Below are 16,745 nucleotides of genomic sequence, written 5' to 3'. Positions count from 1 at the left end.
TACGTCCGACGACGAACCGGCGATGGCCGATGACGGCCCGGCGAGTGGCGGTGCCGCCCACGGCAATCCGGTGAGCGTCGGCGTAGCGAATCGCAACGCGGTGACCGGCCGCGTCGTGAAGAGCGGTGTCCTGGACAACGATTCAGCCGATGAGGCTGTCGCAGACGGCGGAGCCGTGGACGAGGAGGGGCCGGTGGTGCTTTCGGTGCGCGGGCTCACCGCTCGTGCGGGGGCGGCCGTGCTCGTCGAGGACGTCGACTTCGATGTCCGTGCCGGGCAGATCATCACGCTGTTCGGCCCCTCCGGCGCCGGGAAGACCACGATCGCGGCGGCGCTGGCCGGCGTGGACCGGCCGGGTATCGAGATCGGCGGTGAGATTCGCCGTGCCGGTGAGCCCGGCCGGCTGCGGGTCGGCTATCTGCCGCAGAATGCCGCGGCGACACTGAATCCCGCGCGGCGCATCGGGGCGGCGCTGGGTGAGCTGGCCGAGCTGCACCATCGACGCGCGGGCGGTCGGCGCCGCGGCCGCGCCCGGCGACGGGCGCATGTGGCACAGGCGCTGTCGAGCGCCGCCTTCGATATCGTCGATGCCGATCTCGATCGGTTCCTGCGCAAGTTCCCGCATCAGTTCTCGGGTGGCGAGCGTGCCCGGCTCGCGCTGGCTCAGGTCCTGGCCTGCGAGCCCGATGTGCTGGTGGTCGACGAGCCCACCGTCGGGCTGGATTCGATCGCGCGTGCCGACCTGCTGGCCGGGCTGGCCGGATTGCGCTGTGCCGGAAAGGCCGTCGTGCTCATCACGCACGATCCGTTCGCGGCCGACCGGATCAGCGACCGGATCCTGTTCGTGCGCGCGGGGCGCCTGGTCGCGGACGGCTCGACGGCGGCCGATGAACCGGCGCGACGCCCGGCCGCGCCGCGCACCGCCCGGCCCGCGGTACGGCTGCGCGAAGTGTCGCTCGCACTGCGCGGTACTCCGGTGCTGCGGAGCGTCGATCTCGAACTCGGGCAGGGCGAACTGCTCGGGATGATCGGCGTCTCCGGCGCGGGCAAGTCCACCCTCGCGCGCTGTGTCGCCGGGCTGGTCGCCCCGGATTCCGGCGCGGTACTGCTCGACGGCGCGCCGATACCGGTGCTGCGCAAGCGCTCCCGTGCGCAGATCGCCGCGGTCCAGTACGTCTGGCAGGAGTCGGCGTCGTCGTTCGACCCGCGTCGCCCGGTGCTCGATCAGGTCGCCGCGACCGGTGTCCGGCTGCGCGGGCTCGACCGGGAATCCGCCCGGTCCGCCGCCGTCGGGATGCTGGCCGACCTGGGCATCGACGGCGACCAGGCGCGGCGGCATCCGTCCGGATTATCGGGCGGCGAACTGCAGCGCGCCGCGCTCACCCGTGCCCTGCTGGCGCATCCGCGGGTGCTGATCTGCGACGAGATCACCACGGCCCTGGACCGGCCGATGGCCCGGCGGATCCTCGACTACGTCGACGAGTATCGCCGCAGCACCGGCGCCGCGGTGCTGTCCATCAGCCACGACCTGCGCGGCCAACTCGGCCGAGCGGACCGCATCGCCATCGTCGACCGCGGCCGGATCGCCGAAACCGGCACCCCGGAAACCCTTCTCGCACACCCCGAGACGACGATCATGCGCAGCCTGCTCGATGCGGAGCAGCTCGACCACCCCTGAACACCTCCGGGTCTCGTGAACACCGCCGGGCCTCGGCGATCCGTTGCCGAACCTAGGGACCAACGGGCACCGCGCTCTTGTCGGCCCCGGGCATCGCGCGGCGGATTCGGGTGGCCCCCGACTCGGAGCAGGCGACGATGTCGTCCGGTGCGAACCCTCCATCGACCCGGATCAGGTCCCGATGCCGTCCGGGTGCGGGGCACAGCTGTCGGCCGCGACTGCCAGGGCCGCGGCGGTCCCTCGAAGATCGGGCCGGAGACCGGGATTCATTGTCCGCACTGCTGTACGGTGGTAGCGTCCAGACACATGTCCGGGATGCTGTCCTATTATCCGGGCCGCCGCGGCGTGAGCAGGCCGTCGGCATGCTCGGCCCGGCACTTTCGCGGTTGATCTGAAGTTCGCGACGATGCGGACGTGAGGAGGAATTATGGGCGCACCGTCGATACCGGCGGGGTTCGATTTCACCGACCCCGAGTTGTGGGCCGCTCGCAGTCCGGTCGCCGAATTCGCCGATCTGCGCAGCACCGCCCCGGTGTGGTGGAACCAGCAGACGCCCGAGCAGGCCGCGCCGTTCGAGGACGGCGGGTACTGGGTGGTGAGCCGGCACGAGGACATCAAGGAGATCTCGCGCCGCCCGGAGCGGTACTCCTCGCAGGAGAAGGGGGCGATCATCCGGCTGCCCGGTTTCGCGGAGCCGGAGCAGCTGGAGTCCACCACGGCCCTGCTGGTGAACATGGATCCGCCCAAGCACACCAAGATCCGGCGCATCGTCTCGAAGGGGTTCAGTCCCCGCGCGGTGGAGGGGCTGCGCGCGGCCCTGACCGAACGGGCCGAACGAATCGTGCACGCGGCCAAGGATTCCGGCGGCGGTGACTTCGTCGAGCAGGTCGCCTGCGAGCTGCCGCTGCAGGCCATCGCCGAGCTGCTGGGCGTGCCCCAGGACGACCGGCACAAGCTGTTCGACTGGTCGAACCAGATGCTGAACTACGACGATCCCGAATACGGCGACCCGGTCGTGGCGTCGGCGGAGATCCTCGGCTACGCCTGGAACATGGCCGAGCAGCGCCGCCGGACCCCGGTCGACGACATCGTCAGTCAGCTCGTCAACGCCGATGTCGACGGGGAGGCGCTCGGTTCGGACGAATTCGGATTCTTCGTGATCCTGTTGTCGGTGGCCGGCAACGAGACCACCCGCAACGCGATCTCGCACGGGATGAAGGCGTTCGTCGACCATCCCGAACAGTGGGAGCTCTACCGCGAGCAGCGGCCGCGCACCGCACCCGACGAGATCGTGCGCTGGGCCACCCCCGTGACGGCGTTCCAGCGCACCGCGACCGAGGATCACGAGCTGGGCGGCCGGCCGATCAAGGCGGGCGATCGGCTCGGATTGTTCTACAGCTCGGCCAATTTCGACGACGCCGCGTTCGAGAATCCGTTCACCTTCGACGTGCTGCGCGATCCCAACCCCCACCTGGGGTTCGGCGGGACCGGCGTGCACTTCTGCATCGGCGCGAACCTGGCCCGGCTGGAGATCGACCTGATGTTCAACGCCATCGCGGATGCCATGCCCAACCTCCGCGAACTCGCCGCCCCCGAACGCCTGCGGTCCGGCTGGATCAACGGCATCAAGCATTGGCAGGTGTCCTACCGGTAGACCGGCTCGCCCGGCGGATTCCGGCGAGCCGGTCGGCGCCGGTCAGTGCCGCGTGTAGAGCCCCTTGCCGGTGATCAGCGGGAGATCCAGGGTGGTCCGGATGCCGGCCGGCGCCGCGACCACCGCCGGTATGGCGTTCACGATCCGCCCGGCGGCCGCGACGATGGCGGCGTGGTTGTGGTCGCCGCGCCGGCTGGTCGGGCAGATGTCGACGGTGTAGGAGGGTTCGCCGACGATCTCGACCCGATACGAGCCGCCCGGTTGCGCCGGCTGTGGCCAGTCCGGCCGCAGATCCCCGCGCAGCCGGGTGACGTGCTCGACCACGATCGCCGAGCGCCCGTCGACGATCCCGTGGATCTCGAAGCGCACGGCCGCCAGGCCGCCCTCGGGGATGTGCCCGGCGGCCACGTCGAACGCCTCGGGCGCGGGCTCGCGGTCCGTGGTCTCGGTGATCTCGTCCAGCGTGATGCCCAGTCCGGCCGACAGCTGCCGGAGCGTCGTACCCCAGGCCAGACTCAGCACGCCCGGCTGGAACAGCATCGGCATCTCGCTCAGCGGCTTGCCGAATCCCATGACGTCGAACATGACGGTGGAGCCGTCGTAGGTGGCGTAGTCGGCGATCTCGCTGCACCGCACCTGTTCGATCTCCTGACAGGTGCCGGCGAAGGCGAACGGGATCAGGTCGTTGGCGAAGCCGGGGTCGACACCGGTGATGAACACACTCGAATCGCCCTGGCGCGCGGCCTCTTCCACGCGCCCGATGTACTTGTCCGCCATCACCTGCCACGGGTACTGCAGCGTGCCCGGCGCGGATCCGACGACATCGATCCCGGCGGCGAGAATCCGCTGCACATCCGCCATCGCCTGGGGCAGCCGGGTGTCGCCCATCGCGCAGTACACCGCGCAGTCCGGCCGGGTGGCGAGCACCTCGTCCATGTCGTCGGTGGCCGCGATGCCGGTGTGGACGTCGAGTCCGGCGAGTTCGCCGGCGTCCCTGCCCACCTTCGCCGGCGTCGACACACCGACCGCGACCAGCTCGTACTGCGGGTCGTCGATCAGCTGGCCGAGCGCGAGCCGTCCGACATTTCCGGTGCCGATGTGTGCGACGCGAATGGGCATACAAAACTCCTCGTGACAGAACCTCGGGACAGTGAACAGCCTTCCGGACCAGTGTCTGGAACATGTTCTAGTTCGTATGGTAGCGTCACGGCCATGGGACGTGTAGATGGCAAGGTTGCACTGATCAGCGGGGGCGCGCGGGGGATGGGGGCCGAGCACGCCCGGCAGCTGGTGGCCGAGGGCGCCCGCGTGGTCATCGGCGACATCCTCGACGACGAGGGCAAGGCCCTGGCCGGCGAGCTCGCCGAGGCGGCCCGCTACGTCCCTCTCGACGTCACTCAGCCCGATCAGTGGCAGGCGGCGGTCGCCACGGCCGTCGACGATTTCGGCAAGCTCGACGTCCTGGTCAACAACGCGGGCATCATCAACGGCAGCTCGTTGCAGAAGTTCTCCCTGGAGAAGTGGCGCCAGATCCTCGACGTCAACCTCACCGGCACGTTCCTCGGCATTCAGGCGTCGATCGAGCCGATGATCGCCGCCGGTGGCGGTTCGATCATCAACGTCTCCTCGATCGAGGGCCTGCGGGGCGCGCCCTGGGCGCACGGCTACGTGGCCTCCAAGTGGGGTGTCCGGGGGCTGGCCAAATCGGCTGCCCTGGAGCTGGCGCCGCACAAGATCCGGGTCAACTCGCTGCACCCCGGCCTGATCCGCACGCCGATGACGGCGAACATCCCCGACGACCTGGTGACCATCCCGCTGGGCCGCCCGGCCGAACCCGCCGAGGTCTCCACCTTCGTCGTCTTCCTGGCCAGCGACGAGTCCGCGTACGCGACCGGATCGGAGTTCGTCATGGACGGTGGCCTGGTGGCGGCGGTACCGCACAAGTAGCACAGGTGGGCAGCTGATACAGGCAGGCGGTCCGGGGCCGAACCGGCCTCGGACCCAGTGCATTTCGGGGACCTAGTGCATGTCGGCCGCGGCCAGCAGCAGCCGCGCGGTGGTCTCCATGCGGTCGGCGATCTCGGTGTACGAGGCGTATCCCATCCCCGCCCGCAGCAGCGCCCCCGAATACAGCAGCTCCAACGCCTCGATGAGGTCGGGATCGGAATCCGAGCCGAGCGCGTCGATGATCCGCCGCCGAATCTCCAGCCCGATCCGGATGCGCAGGTGCGCGACGTCGGGATCGCTCCCCAGTAGTGCGCTGGTGACGGCGTTCGCCATCTCCGGTTCGCTGCCCAGGATGCCGGCGATCTGCCGCAGCGCCACGACGGCCCGGGCCGCGATATCGTCGATGCCGGAGTGGTCCGGCGGTGGGGTCTGGGCGAGGCGCCGCCAGAACGCCTCGGCGATCAGATGCTCTTTGGAGGAGAAATAGGTGTAGGCGGTCGCCGTGCCCACGCCCGCGGCCGCGGCCACCATGCGCACGGTCAGACCGCTGAATCCGGCGCTCGCGAGCACGTCGACGGAGGCCTTCGTCAGGCGGTCGACGGTGTCGGCCTGCTTCTTGTTCAGGCGGCGGCGGGTCGACTCACCGGCGACGGAATCATGATCGGACACCTGTCCAGACTACGGGCGGTCGATAGGTGGAGCAAATTGCCGCCCGGCGCGTCGGCCGCCGGATTCCGGCCGTCCCGGCAACGCTCACGCCTGGTCCATTGTGCCTCGGGGTTCGCCGTGTTAATGTTCGGACACCTGTCCGGTCAAGTGTTTTAGATATGCCCGGACATCTGTGAATTCTGGCGTTCTCCGGAGGGTCGAACCAATGCCACGTTTCGAACCGAATCCCCCGCGCCGCCCCGTACTGATCGCGGGCGCCTCCTCGGGAATCGGCGCCGCGACCGCCGCGATGCTGGCCGCGCAGGGACATCCGGTGGCGCTGGGCGCGCGCCGGGTCGAACAGTGCGAAGAGCTGGTCGGCAAGATCCGCGCCGACGGCGGCGAGGCGATCGCGCACTATCTGGATGTCACCGACGGCACCGCCGTCGACGAGTTCGTCACCGCCGCGGAGGCCGCCCACGGGCCGGCCGAGATCCTGGTCTCCGGCGCCGGTGATCTGGAATTCGCGCTGATCCACGAGATGGATCCGGAACGTTTCGCGCTGCAGGTGAATGTGCACCTGACGGCGGTGCAGCGGCTGGCCCACCGGGTGCTGCCGGGAATGATCGAACGGCAGCGCGGCGATTTCGTCGTGATCGGGTCGGACTGCGCCCCCGATCCGCGGCCGCGCACCGGCGCCTACAGCGCGTCGAAGGCCGGCGTCGAGGCGCTGACGCGGCAGCTCCGGATGGAGTTGGAGGGCACCGGGGTCCGAGCCTCGCTGGTCCGGCCGGGCCCCACCCGCACCGGGATGGGCGGCGACGCGTCGGCAGAGGTCGTCGGTCCGCTGATCGAGGACTGGGTGAAGTGGGGCTTCGCCCGCCATCCCTATCTGCTGCGCGCCTCGGATATGGCGGCCGCCGTTGCCGCGGTGGTGAATACGCCGCGCGGCGCTCATCTCGTGGTGGTCGAGGTCCAGCCCGAGGCGCCGCTGGAGGCGCCCGCGACATGAACGGCGACGCGACGGCGAGTGGGGAGGCGGATATGACCGGCGAGCGGTTGTTGCCGGGTCGCGGGGCGGTCGTGGTCGGCGGCGGCAGCGGCATCGGTCGCGCCGTGGCCGAGCTGCTGGCCGCGCAGGGTGCCGGCGTGATCGTCAACTCGCGCAGCGAGAATGCCGTGCACGAGGTCGCCGGCGCGATCGAGCACGCCGGTGGCCGTGCGGCGGCCGTCGCGGGGTCGGCCGCCGACGAGAAGGTCGCCGATCGGTTGATCGACCGCTGCGTCGCCGAGTTCGGGTCCATCGACATCCTGGTGAACTGCGCGGCGGTCGCGGAATCGCCGCGGTCCTCGATTCTCGACATCACCGTCGCCGAATGGCGATCGTTGCTCGACGCGCACCTGACCACGGCGTTCAACACCTGCCGCGCGGCGGCGCCGCGGATGGTGGCGCAACGCGGCGGTGCGATCGTCAACACCGGATCGTTCGCCTATCTCGGTGATTACGGCGGCACCGGCTATCCGGCCGGGAAGGGCGCGGTGACGAGCCTGACCCTCGCCCTCGCCGCGGAACTGAAGGAGCACGGGGTGCGGGCGAACGTGGTCTGTCCGGGGGCGAGGACGCGGTTGTCCACCGGCGCCGACTACGAGGAGCAGATCCGCGAGCTGCATCGGCGCGGAATGCTCGACGAGATGACGATGCACGGAGCATTGGACGCACCGCCGCCGGAGTACGCGGCCGCGGTGTACCTGTATCTGGCCTCGTCCGCCGCGGCCGCGGTGACGGGCGAAGTCCTCATCGCCGCAGGGGGATTCGTCGGGAAATTCGCGCGGCCGACGCCCACTCCGCTCGGTTTCCGCGATCACAACGAGAGTCCGCCCTGGGAGGTGGACGACCTGGCGCGCATGATCGGCGGCTAGCCGGTCGGGCCCGAGACATTGCCGCAGACCGTCGTGTAACGACCTTCGAGAAAGTCGAAAAATGCCGAACAACTTCGCCGATCTGTTCGAGCACGCCGTCGACGCCATGCCCGACCGGGTGGCGCTCGTGCAGGGTAGGCGGTGGATCACCTACCGGGAGCTGGATTCTCGCGCGGACCGGCTGTCGCGGTATCTGGGATCGATCGGGGTCGGCACCGGGACCCACGTCGGAATCCAGATGCACAACTCCATCGAGACGATGGAGACGCTCATCGCCTGCTACAAGCTGCGCGCGGTACCGATCAACATCAACTACCGGTACGGGGCCGAGGAACTGCGCTACGTCTACGACAACGCGGATCTGGAGGTCGTGTTCCACCATCGCCGGTACGCCCGGCTGGTCGAGCGGGTCCGGCCGCTGGTGCCGGGGGTGCGGCAGGCCATCATCGTGGACGATGGTCAGGGCTCGGTCGTGGGCGACGGTCAGGATTCGTCCGTCGAGACCGGTTCGGTGCCGTACGAGGAAGCGCTGCGGGATTTTCCGGCGGCGCGGGTGTTCGGCGACCGCAGCCCCGACGACCTGTTCATGGTCTACACCGGCGGCACCACGGGCATGCCCAAAGGCGTGATGTGGCGGCAGGAGGACATGTGGCGGGTGCTCGGCGGCGGCATCGACTTCTACACCGGGGAGCCGGTGGCCGACGAGTTCCAGCAGTCGCGGATGGGGACCCAGGCCATGCCGAGCCGGTGGCTGATCCTGCCGCCGCTGATCCATCCCTCGGCGATGATGCCCACTTTCACCGCGTTGTGGAGCGGCAACTCGGTGGTGCTGATGCCCGCGTTCGACGCGGCGACGGTGTGGGAGACGGTCGCCCGGGAACGGCCGGGGGTGCTGGTGATCACCGGTGACGCCATGGCGCGGCCGCTGATCGACGCCTATCGGGCCGACCCGGTCGACGCGTCGTCGCTGTTCGTCATCGCCTCGGGCGCCGCGCTGCTGTCCCAGGCGGCGAAGAACGATCTGCTGGAACTGTTTCCGCAGGCACTGATCTCCGACTCGATCGGATCCTCCGAAACCGGCTTCGGCGGTATGGGTTTCGCGCAGCGCGACGACGACCCGGGCCGGGGGCCGCGCGTGCAGGTCGGCCGCGGCTCGGTGGTGGTCGACGACGCCGGGCGCCGGGTCACCGCGGGCGAGGGATGGTTCGCCAAGACCGGTTCGGTCCCTATCGGGTACTACAAGGACCAGGTCAAGACCGACAAGCTCTTCCGGACCGTCGACGGGGTCCGCATGGTGATCACGGACGACCGGGCGCGGGTCGAGGAGGACGGCTCGATCACGCTGATCGGCCGGGGCAACATGGTGATCAACACCGGCGGGGAGAAGGTGTTCGCCGAGGAGGTCGAGGCCGTCACCAAGGCGTACGACTCGATCTACGACGCCGTGGTCATCGGTGTCCCGCACGATCAGTGGGGCCACCAGGTGGCGGCGGTCGTCTCGGTGGCCGGCGCCGGTTCGGTTCACACCGCCTCCGGCGATATCGATTTCGGGGCGCTGGAGCGTCATATCCGCGCTCATCTGGCCGGCTACAAGCTCCCGCGCCGGATCTGGGTGACCGACGTCGTCCGCCGCGCGCCGAGCGGTAAACCCGACTACCGCTGGGCCCGGGAGTACGCCGAGTCGCGGTCGCCGGACCATGTCGTCGGCTAGTGCGTCGGCCTCCCTGGGCACCGCTGGACCAGCGGAGTCTTGCTCCGCAACGGTAACCGTAGTACCGTCCAGACAAGTGTCCAGCAACTTGTATGACGAGACATCGGCTGAAGGGTTCGAAAGATGACGGTGGTCAAGCCGCAGCAGGTCTCCGGTGGCGAACACGAGCACGGACATCTGGAGGAGTTCCGTACCGATCCGATCGCGCTGATGCGGCGGGTGCGCACGGAATGCGGTGACGTCGGATCGTTCCGGCTGGCCGACAACGATGTCATCCTGCTGTCGGGTGCGGAAGCCAACGAGTTCTTCTTCCGCTCCGCCGACGAGGATCTGGATCAGGGTGCGGCGTATCCGTTCATGAAGCCGATCTTCGGCGAGGGCGTGGTGTTCGACGCCAGCCCGGAGCGCCGCAAGGAGATGCTGCACAATCAGGCGCTGCGCGGTGAGCACATGCGCGGTCATGCGGAAACCATTGCCCGCGAGGTGGATCGGATGCTCTCACGCTTGGGTGACTCGGGTGAGATCGATCTGCTGGAGTTCTTCGCCGAGCTGACCATCTACACCTCCTCGGCCTGCCTGATCGGGGTGAAGTTCCGCGAGGAGCTCGACGACCGCTTCGCGCACCTGTACCACGAACTGGAGCAGGGCACCGACGCGCTGTGCTACGTCGACCCCTACGCGCCGATCGAGAGCTTCCGCCGCCGCGACGCCGCCCGGGCCGAACTGGTCGAGCTGGTGCAGGAGATCATGAACGGGCGGATCGCGAATCCTCCTCGGGGCAAGGAGGATCGGGACATGCTGGACGTGCTCGTCTCGGTCCGCGACGAGCAGGGCGAGCTGCGGTTCTCCGCCAGCGAGATCACCGGCATCTTCATCTCGATGATGTTCGCCGGGCACCACACCACCTCCGGCACCGCGGCGTGGACGGTCATCGAGTTGCTGCGCAATCCCGGCGTGCTCGACCAGGTGGTCACCGAGCTCGACGAGCTCTATGCCGACGGCAAGGACGTCAGTTTCCATGCGCTGCGGCAGATTCCGCAGCTGGAGGCGGTGCTGAAGGAGACGCTGCGGCTGCATCCGCCGCTGATCATCCTGATGCGGATCGCCCGCGACGAGTTCGAGGTGTGCGGCAATCGGATCGCGCCCGGCGATATGGTCGCGGCCACCCCCGCGGTGTCCAACCGCATCCCGGAGGACTTCCCCGAGCCCGATCGGTTCGATCCGGGCCGCTACATCGATCCGAACCAGGCCGATCTGATCAACCGCTGGACCTGGATCCCCTTCGGCGCCGGGCGGCACCGCTGCGTCGGCGCGGCCTTCGCCCTCATGCAGCTGAAGGCGATCTTCTCGATCCTGTTGCGGGACTGGGAATTCGAGATGGTGCAGCCGTCCGACACCTACCGCAACGACCACTCGAAGATGGTCGTGCAGCTACAGCAGCCCTGCGCCGTCCGCTACCGCCGCAGGCACCGGGCATGAGCGACGCGACCGGAGGCGGCAGCGTGCGTCACCACGGAGGGAGCCGGGAATGCCCGCAGGTGGTACAGCCATGAGCGGCGCGACCGCAGGCGGCAGCGTGCGTCACCACGGAGGGAGCCGCGAGTGCCCGCAGGTGATGCAGCCGTGAGCGATGCGACCGGAGGCGGTATGGCGAAGAGCCGCACGGCCGTGGCCGGCCGGGTCGTCGCCGTCACCGGCGGCGCGCGCGGCATCGGCCGGTCGATCGCCGCCGAGCTGACCGGCCGGGGTGCCCGGGTCGCGATCGGCGACGTCGACGCCGAGGCGGCGGCTCGGACGGCCGCCGACCTCGGGCTCGGCGCGGGATTGCCGCTCGACGTCACCGATCACGACTCGTTCGCCGAGTTCCTCGACGCGGCCGAGCGCGAGCTGGGGCCGATCGATGCGCTGATCAACAACGCGGGCATCATGCCGGTCGGACGGTTCACCGCGGAATCCGACGAGATCACCCACCGGATCCTCGACATCAACGTCTACGGCGTCATGCTCGGCACCAAACTCGCACTGCCGCGGATGCTTTCGCGCCGGGCCGGGCACATCGTGAACATCGCCTCGCTGGCCGGGGAGAACCCGACTCCCGGGATGGCCACGTACTGCGCGAGCAAGCAGGCGGTGCTCGGCTTCACCGAGGCGATGCGGCTGGAGCACCGCGGCACCGGTGTGCGGTTCTCGGCGGTGCTGCCGACGTTCACCCGGACCGAGCTCATCGCCGGCACCCGAGCGCCGATGGGCCTGCTCGCCGAGCCCGGCGACGTCGCCCGCGCGGTCGCCGAGCTCATTGCCCGCCCGCGCCGCCGCGTGGTGGTCACCCGGCTGGCCGGCATCCTCGCCGGCCTGAACAAGCTCACTCCGCGCCGGGTCGGCGAGTTCTCCTCGCGCCGCCTGGGCGTCGACCGCATCTTCCTCGACGAGGTCGACCACGCCGCCCGCCGCGACTACGACGAGCGGGTCCGGAACCTCTGACCGCGTCCGCGGTCGCTCGCGGATCGGAGCCTCTGGCCATCCGGCGCCGAATGGCTCGCATTCGCCTTGTGTCGGCCGAGTTCCGGTGCCCTGGTATCGGACAGTTGGCGTGGTGTTCGCTGGACATCAGCTGCCTTCGAGCCGCCCCCGGCGCCGCCCACCGGTACTCGCTCTGCCCGGCTGCTGGGCTGTACCCGCTTGTTCCGTGCGGGGGCCGTGCCCGAATGGTCCGGCCGACGGGACTCCGCCGCTCGATCGGTCTCGGGAGAGGTGTGTGGTCACACTGTCGCCGCCGATGCGTACGCTGTCCTCGGACCGGCCGTCGGCCGGGTACTGGTGTCGGGGCCAACCATCGGCGAAAGAGGTTGAACCAGTGGAGAAGACCAGCGCGTCGTCGCCCGAGCGGCACACCCAGGGCGCTTCCGAATGGGTGACGACCTCGGACGGGCGCAGGCTGCACGCGATGGTGCTGCCGGGCCCGGGAGATCCGGGCATGCCGACCGTCGTGTTCGAGGCCGGCGGCGCGGCCAGCCGGTCCATGTGGGCGCTGGTGCAGTCACAGGTCGGGGAGTGGGCGCGGGCGATCGTCTACGACCGCTCCGGCCTCGGTCGCAGCGCGCCCGACCCGTCGTCGCGGACACTGGCCCGGATGGCCGGCGATCTCGGCGAGGTGCTCGACCACTTCGGCGCGGGGCCGTACGTGCTCGTCGGGCACAGCGCGGGCGGACCGATCGCGCGCGCCGCGACGGCCGCGAACCCGGACCGGATCGCCGGACTCGTCCTGGTCGACCCCACCGAGGAGGGCCTGGACGCCCTGTTCACCCCGTCGTTCCGAAAGATGGAACGGGCGAACCACGCGCTCGGGGTCGCGGCGGCACGACTGCGGGTACTGCGGCCGTTCTTCCGCTCGATCATCACGCCGCTGCCCCCGGACGCGCGCGAGGACATGCGGCGGGAGGGATTCACCGCGCAGGCGATGAAGACCTTCGCCGACCAGGGACGTACGTTCCTCGACGAGCTGGCCGTATACCGCGAGACACCACCGAATCTCGGCGATCTTCCGGTCACCGTGATCTCCGCGGGACGGGCCGGGAACGGTATGAACCGCAAGCTCCGCACCACCCTCAACGACCTGCACGCCCGCCAGGCGGCCAGGTCCCCCAGGGGTCACCACGTCGTCGCCGAGCAGTCCGACCACTACGTGCTGCTCCGCGAACCCGATCTGGTCGCCGAGGAGATCCACAGCCAGATCGAGCGATTCGCCGACGGCGTCTGATGCGCCGGTGGAGCCCGATTCACTTGTGGAGCCTGATCACTTGTGGAGCCTAGGGGAATCGAACCCCTAACCCCTGCCTTGCAAAGGCAGTGCTCTGCCAATTGAGCTAAGGCCCCATCGTGCACTCGACCAGTGCGAAGTGTCGATCGTGTGCTCCGAAACGGTACCTTCCGGGCGTATGCGTGGTCAAAAAGCGGGATCGGTTGCGCCGGTCGGGGCTCGTCCGGCCCGCCGTACACGCTCCTCGGAAATCTCGGGAGGGTTGTCAGCAACTGTGTAGCATTCACCCCGTGCCGTACCTTGAACACGAGGGCGATGTCGCGATCCTGCATCTGGATGACGCCGAGCATACCGACAGCAGCGATCCGGAGAACCGGTTCCACCCGGAGTGGATGGCGCGATTCCACGCACTGCTCGACGAGGTCGAGGCGGAGCCGGGCCCGCGGGCGGTGGTGACGGTCGGCGCCGGCAAGTTCTACTCGACCGGCGCCGATCTGAATTGGGTCGCGGAGCATCCGGGCGAGGTCGACACCTACCTGAGCGAGATCCAGCGGTTGTTCGCGCGGATGCTGGTATCTCCGCTGCCGACGGTCGCCGCATTGCAGGGCCACACCTTCGGTGCCGGCGCGTTTCTGGCGCTCACCCACGATCGCGCCGTGATGCGCGACGATCGCGGCTACTTCTGCTTCCCGGGTATCACGATCGGCACGTCGTACGCCCCCGGCACCGTGGCCCTGGCTGCCGCGCGGCTGCCGCCGCGGACCGTGCACGAGGCGCTGGCCACCGGTCGCCGCTATCGCGGCCCCGAGGCGCTGGACCGGGGTCTGATCGATGAAATCGCGCCCGCGGACGGCGTGCTCCCCGCCGCGGTCGAATACGCCAAGAATGTGGCACACACCCGCGGGCCGGTCCTCGCCGATATCAAGCGACAGCTCCATCACGAGGTCGTGGCGCAGCTGTCGACGCCGGTGGCCGGCTACAACCATCGGAAACCGTCGTCCGGCGGTTGATTTTTCCGTGCGCGAATTTCATGGTGTCGGTGCCGGTCGGATATGAATGGGCGTGCTAAAAGCTTGGGTATGAATTGGGGTTTGAAAGCAGGGGTTCTCAACGCGCGTCGCGCACGCACCGTTACCGGTTTCGCGTTGTCCGGGCTGCTGGCCTGGTCGGTACTCGGCGCCTCGCCCGGATATGCCGCACCGGCGCCGGTGGCCGGGGCGGAAACCGGCGCCACGGCGCCCGATGGTTCGCACCTCGCCGGTGTCGAGCGCATCGATGACCGAAATATCCGGCTCCAGATCTATTCCGCGGCCATGGATCAGAAATTTCCGGTGGAAATCCAGTTGCCGACCGACAGGTCGCGGCCGCGGCCCAGCCTGTACTTGCTCAGCGGTGCGGGCGGCGGTCTGGACGAGGCATCCTGGCAGGCAAAGGGTCATGCCCAGGAGTTCATGTCGGACAAGAATGCGAACCTGATCCTGCCGATCGGTGGAAAGTTCAGTTACTACACCGACTGGATCAAGGACGATCCCGCGCTCGGGCGCAACAAATGGAAGACCTACCTGACCGAGGAACTGCCGCCGATCATCGATCGGGCGCTCGGCACGAACGGCCTGAACGCCATCGCCGGAATTTCCACCTCCGCCACCACGGTCCTGTCGCTGCCGATCGCGAAGCCGGGTCTGTTCAAGTCGGCGGCGGCTTACAGCGGATGTGTTCAAGCCAGCGATCCGGTCGGCTCACGATTCGTGAAAACCGCGGTCGCGTGGGGCGGCGGCAATGCCGACAACATGTGGGGCCCGGTCGGCTCGCCCGAATGGGAGAAGAACGATCCGTACATTCAGGCCGAGCATTTACGCGGGCTCAACATCTACATGTCGTCCGGGAACGGCATGCCGGGCCGGCACGACGCACTGGGCGACCCCTATGCATTGCCCGGAGTCGGTGGGTTGGTCAATCAGGTCACGGTCGGCGGTCTGATCGAGGCCGCGACCAACTACTGCACGCAGAACATGAAGTCCCGGCTCGAGTCCCTCGGCATTCCGGCGACTTATCATCTCGGCCCCGGCACTCATTCGTGGGGCTATTGGCAGGACGAATTCGAGCGGTCCTGGCCGGTCCTGGCCCGGGGCATGGGCCTGTAGTAACGAAGCGCGGGCCGGTCGCCAAGTCCGTGGCGTCCGGCCCGCGTCTGTTCGGAGCGCGATACTAGATGATCGCGATGATGATCCCGGTGATGACCGAGGCGGCGGCGACGGCCGCACCGACAGCACTTCCCACGACGGGCAGCAGCATGGTTCTCTCCTGTTTCTAGGTGTGTGCGCTGACTCGGCGAATATGCCGAGCAAATGTCTCGAGGTAGTGCACCCGCCGCATTATCGGCGGGCTCGTAACGGCGAAATGCGGGTCGGGCGTCCCTCCTGCAGACGTCCGACCCGCTTTCATCGATTACTGGATCAGATCACCGCGATGATGATGCCAGCAATCGTGCCCAGAGCGGCGACGGCCAGACCGGCGGCACTGCCAACGACGGGCAGAAGCATGTTTTCCTCCTGTTGCGTGATTGATGGTGAACTAGCACGAGCGATCATGCCAACTATGGCTCTGTTACCGCTGAACCGCGGCGGCGTGTCGGGAACTTCGCCAGGTTTGTTTTATTTGGACGATCGCCCTATAAAACAACCGACCAGTAGGCGACCTCAGTAACGCTGGCAGGAATCGGCGACCCGCTGCATGACCGGACCGATTTCCGGCCTATCGACGCCGAGTCCGGCATCCATACCGGTGGTGCTGGCGAGCTTCTTGCGCTGCGTCGTCAACTGTTCGTACATCGCCGCGCGCTTGTCGGCGGGCTGGGAGAGCACGAGCTGCAGAACATTCTTCTGCAGGGGAACGGAATCCAGCCGGGCGGCGGTATCGGGCGCGACTTCGTGCAGCGCGGAGTCGATCTGAGCGAAGGAACAGCTCGAAGTCAGCAACGGCCCGATATCGTCGACCGCGTCGGCGGACGCGGCTGCCGATCCGAACAACCCGGTGCCGACCGCGAATCCGCCGACGGCTACGGCGACGATCGCACAGCGGGCGTTGAGCATCCTCATGAATTCACCCTTCGTAGAGTCAGTTCGAATATCCGGGGCTCTGCGGCCCCGGCGGTGATCGTAGCCAACCGCGATCGAGTTTCGACGCAACAGCCGGCGTCGTGCGCGGTCGAAATCCATTGGGACATGCGTACGAAATGAGAAATGCGGTGATTTGTCACCAGGGTGTGCGGCGACGCGCCGACCGGGTGGCCGGGGAGCGCGCGGCCGCTCACCTACTGTGGGTGCGCGGCCGCACGAGCGCCCCGAATCGGCGGGTCGGCGCGCTGTTTTCACGTCATTCAGTGGATGTCCAAGGCATGTAGAAGGCATATCGAATTACGGGTACGGCG

Annotated in this window: 15 protein-coding genes and 1 tRNA gene; 11 read left to right on the top strand and 5 right to left on the bottom strand. The window is 68.5% G+C overall.

The features are described 5' to 3' along the window. Nucleotides 1–22: 22 nt before the first annotated feature. On the top strand, nucleotides 23–1,678 hold the full coding sequence (locus D892_RS40945; protein WP_084161500.1) for an ABC transporter ATP-binding protein: 1,656 nt from the start codon (nucleotides 23–25) through the stop codon (nucleotides 1,676–1,678). Between the two features lie 427 nt (nucleotides 1,679–2,105). After that, complete coding sequence (locus D892_RS0111565; RefSeq protein WP_024801390.1) at nucleotides 2,106–3,332, top strand: cytochrome P450; 1,227 nt, start codon at nucleotides 2,106–2,108, stop codon at nucleotides 3,330–3,332. 42 nt (nucleotides 3,333–3,374) lie between these two features. Here D892_RS0111565 and D892_RS0111560 read toward each other — a convergent pair whose 3' ends face one another. Further along, complete coding sequence (locus D892_RS0111560; protein ID WP_024801389.1) at nucleotides 3,375–4,451, bottom strand: diacylglycerol kinase; 1,077 nt, start codon at nucleotides 4,449–4,451, stop codon at nucleotides 3,375–3,377. 93 nt (nucleotides 4,452–4,544) lie between these two features. On the opposite strand from D892_RS0111560, the gene D892_RS0111555 reads away from it, so the two are divergent. Continuing rightward, a complete protein-coding gene (locus tag D892_RS0111555) occupies nucleotides 4,545–5,279 on the top strand; it encodes a glucose 1-dehydrogenase (protein WP_024801388.1) in 735 nt (244 codons plus the stop codon). A 72-nt stretch (nucleotides 5,280–5,351) separates the two neighbouring features. On the opposite strand, the gene D892_RS0111550 is transcribed toward D892_RS0111555, so the two are convergent. Next, the gene (locus D892_RS0111550) at nucleotides 5,352–5,948 is read right to left on the bottom strand and encodes a TetR family transcriptional regulator (protein ID WP_024801387.1); all 597 of its coding nucleotides are present in this window, start codon (nucleotides 5,946–5,948) and stop codon (nucleotides 5,352–5,354) included. Nucleotides 5,949–6,153: 205 nt separating this feature from the next. Between D892_RS0111550 and D892_RS0111545 the strand changes: the two genes are divergently transcribed. From D892_RS0111545 to D892_RS0111520, 6 genes are all read left to right on the top strand, one after another. Next, nucleotides 6,154–6,939 carry an SDR family oxidoreductase gene (locus tag D892_RS0111545; RefSeq protein ID WP_024801386.1) on the top strand — a complete coding sequence of 262 codons (786 nt, stop codon included), beginning with the start codon at nucleotides 6,154–6,156 and terminating at the stop codon, nucleotides 6,937–6,939. A 32-nt stretch (nucleotides 6,940–6,971) separates the two neighbouring features. After that, on the top strand, nucleotides 6,972–7,847 hold the full coding sequence (locus tag D892_RS0111540) for an SDR family NAD(P)-dependent oxidoreductase (protein WP_024801385.1): 876 nt from the start codon (nucleotides 6,972–6,974) through the stop codon (nucleotides 7,845–7,847). 61 nt (nucleotides 7,848–7,908) lie between these two features. Then, nucleotides 7,909–9,558: an acyl-CoA synthetase gene (locus D892_RS0111535; protein WP_024801384.1), complete on the top strand. Its 1,650-nt coding sequence runs from the start codon at nucleotides 7,909–7,911 to the stop codon at nucleotides 9,556–9,558. 123 nt (nucleotides 9,559–9,681) lie between these two features. Continuing rightward, the gene (locus D892_RS0111530; RefSeq protein WP_024801383.1) at nucleotides 9,682–11,037 is read left to right on the top strand and encodes a cytochrome P450; all 1,356 of its coding nucleotides are present in this window, start codon (nucleotides 9,682–9,684) and stop codon (nucleotides 11,035–11,037) included. Nucleotides 11,038–11,205: 168 nt separating this feature from the next. After that, a complete protein-coding gene (locus D892_RS0111525; protein ID WP_024801382.1) occupies nucleotides 11,206–12,039 on the top strand; it encodes an SDR family oxidoreductase in 834 nt (277 codons plus the stop codon). Nucleotides 12,040–12,412: 373 nt separating this feature from the next. Then, nucleotides 12,413–13,315, top strand: a complete 903-nt coding sequence (locus tag D892_RS0111520; protein WP_024801381.1) for an alpha/beta fold hydrolase — start codon at nucleotides 12,413–12,415, stop codon at nucleotides 13,313–13,315. A 43-nt stretch (nucleotides 13,316–13,358) separates the two neighbouring features. On the opposite strand, the gene D892_RS0111515 is transcribed toward D892_RS0111520, so the two are convergent. After that, nucleotides 13,359–13,431 (bottom strand) — tRNA-Ala (locus D892_RS0111515). Between the two features lie 174 nt (nucleotides 13,432–13,605). On the opposite strand from D892_RS0111515, the gene D892_RS0111510 reads away from it, so the two are divergent. After that, nucleotides 13,606–14,325, top strand: coding sequence for an enoyl-CoA hydratase/isomerase family protein (locus D892_RS0111510; protein ID WP_024801380.1), 720 nt, complete (start codon nucleotides 13,606–13,608; stop codon nucleotides 14,323–14,325). 81 nt (nucleotides 14,326–14,406) lie between these two features. Then, the gene (locus D892_RS0111505; protein WP_369801746.1) at nucleotides 14,407–15,459 is read left to right on the top strand and encodes an alpha/beta hydrolase; all 1,053 of its coding nucleotides are present in this window, start codon (nucleotides 14,407–14,409) and stop codon (nucleotides 15,457–15,459) included. 312 nt (nucleotides 15,460–15,771) lie between these two features. Here D892_RS0111505 and D892_RS49150 read toward each other — a convergent pair whose 3' ends face one another. Together D892_RS49150 and D892_RS45045 are read right to left on the bottom strand one after the other, a co-directional pair. Next, nucleotides 15,772–15,906, bottom strand: coding sequence for a hypothetical protein (locus D892_RS49150; RefSeq protein WP_255360218.1), 135 nt, complete (start codon nucleotides 15,904–15,906; stop codon nucleotides 15,772–15,774). A 108-nt stretch (nucleotides 15,907–16,014) separates the two neighbouring features. Beyond that, nucleotides 16,015–16,533, bottom strand: coding sequence for a hemophore-related protein (locus D892_RS45045; RefSeq protein ID WP_198036880.1), 519 nt, complete (start codon nucleotides 16,531–16,533; stop codon nucleotides 16,015–16,017). Between the last annotated feature and the right edge of the window lie 212 nt (nucleotides 16,534–16,745).

The sequence above is a fragment of the Nocardia sp. BMG51109 genome (genome assembly GCF_000526215.1).
In the GTDB taxonomy this organism is placed as follows: domain Bacteria; phylum Actinomycetota; class Actinomycetes; order Mycobacteriales; family Mycobacteriaceae; genus Nocardia.
The sequence above is the reverse complement of the archived record's forward strand: the minus strand, read 5'-3'. Positions and strand labels throughout refer to the sequence as shown.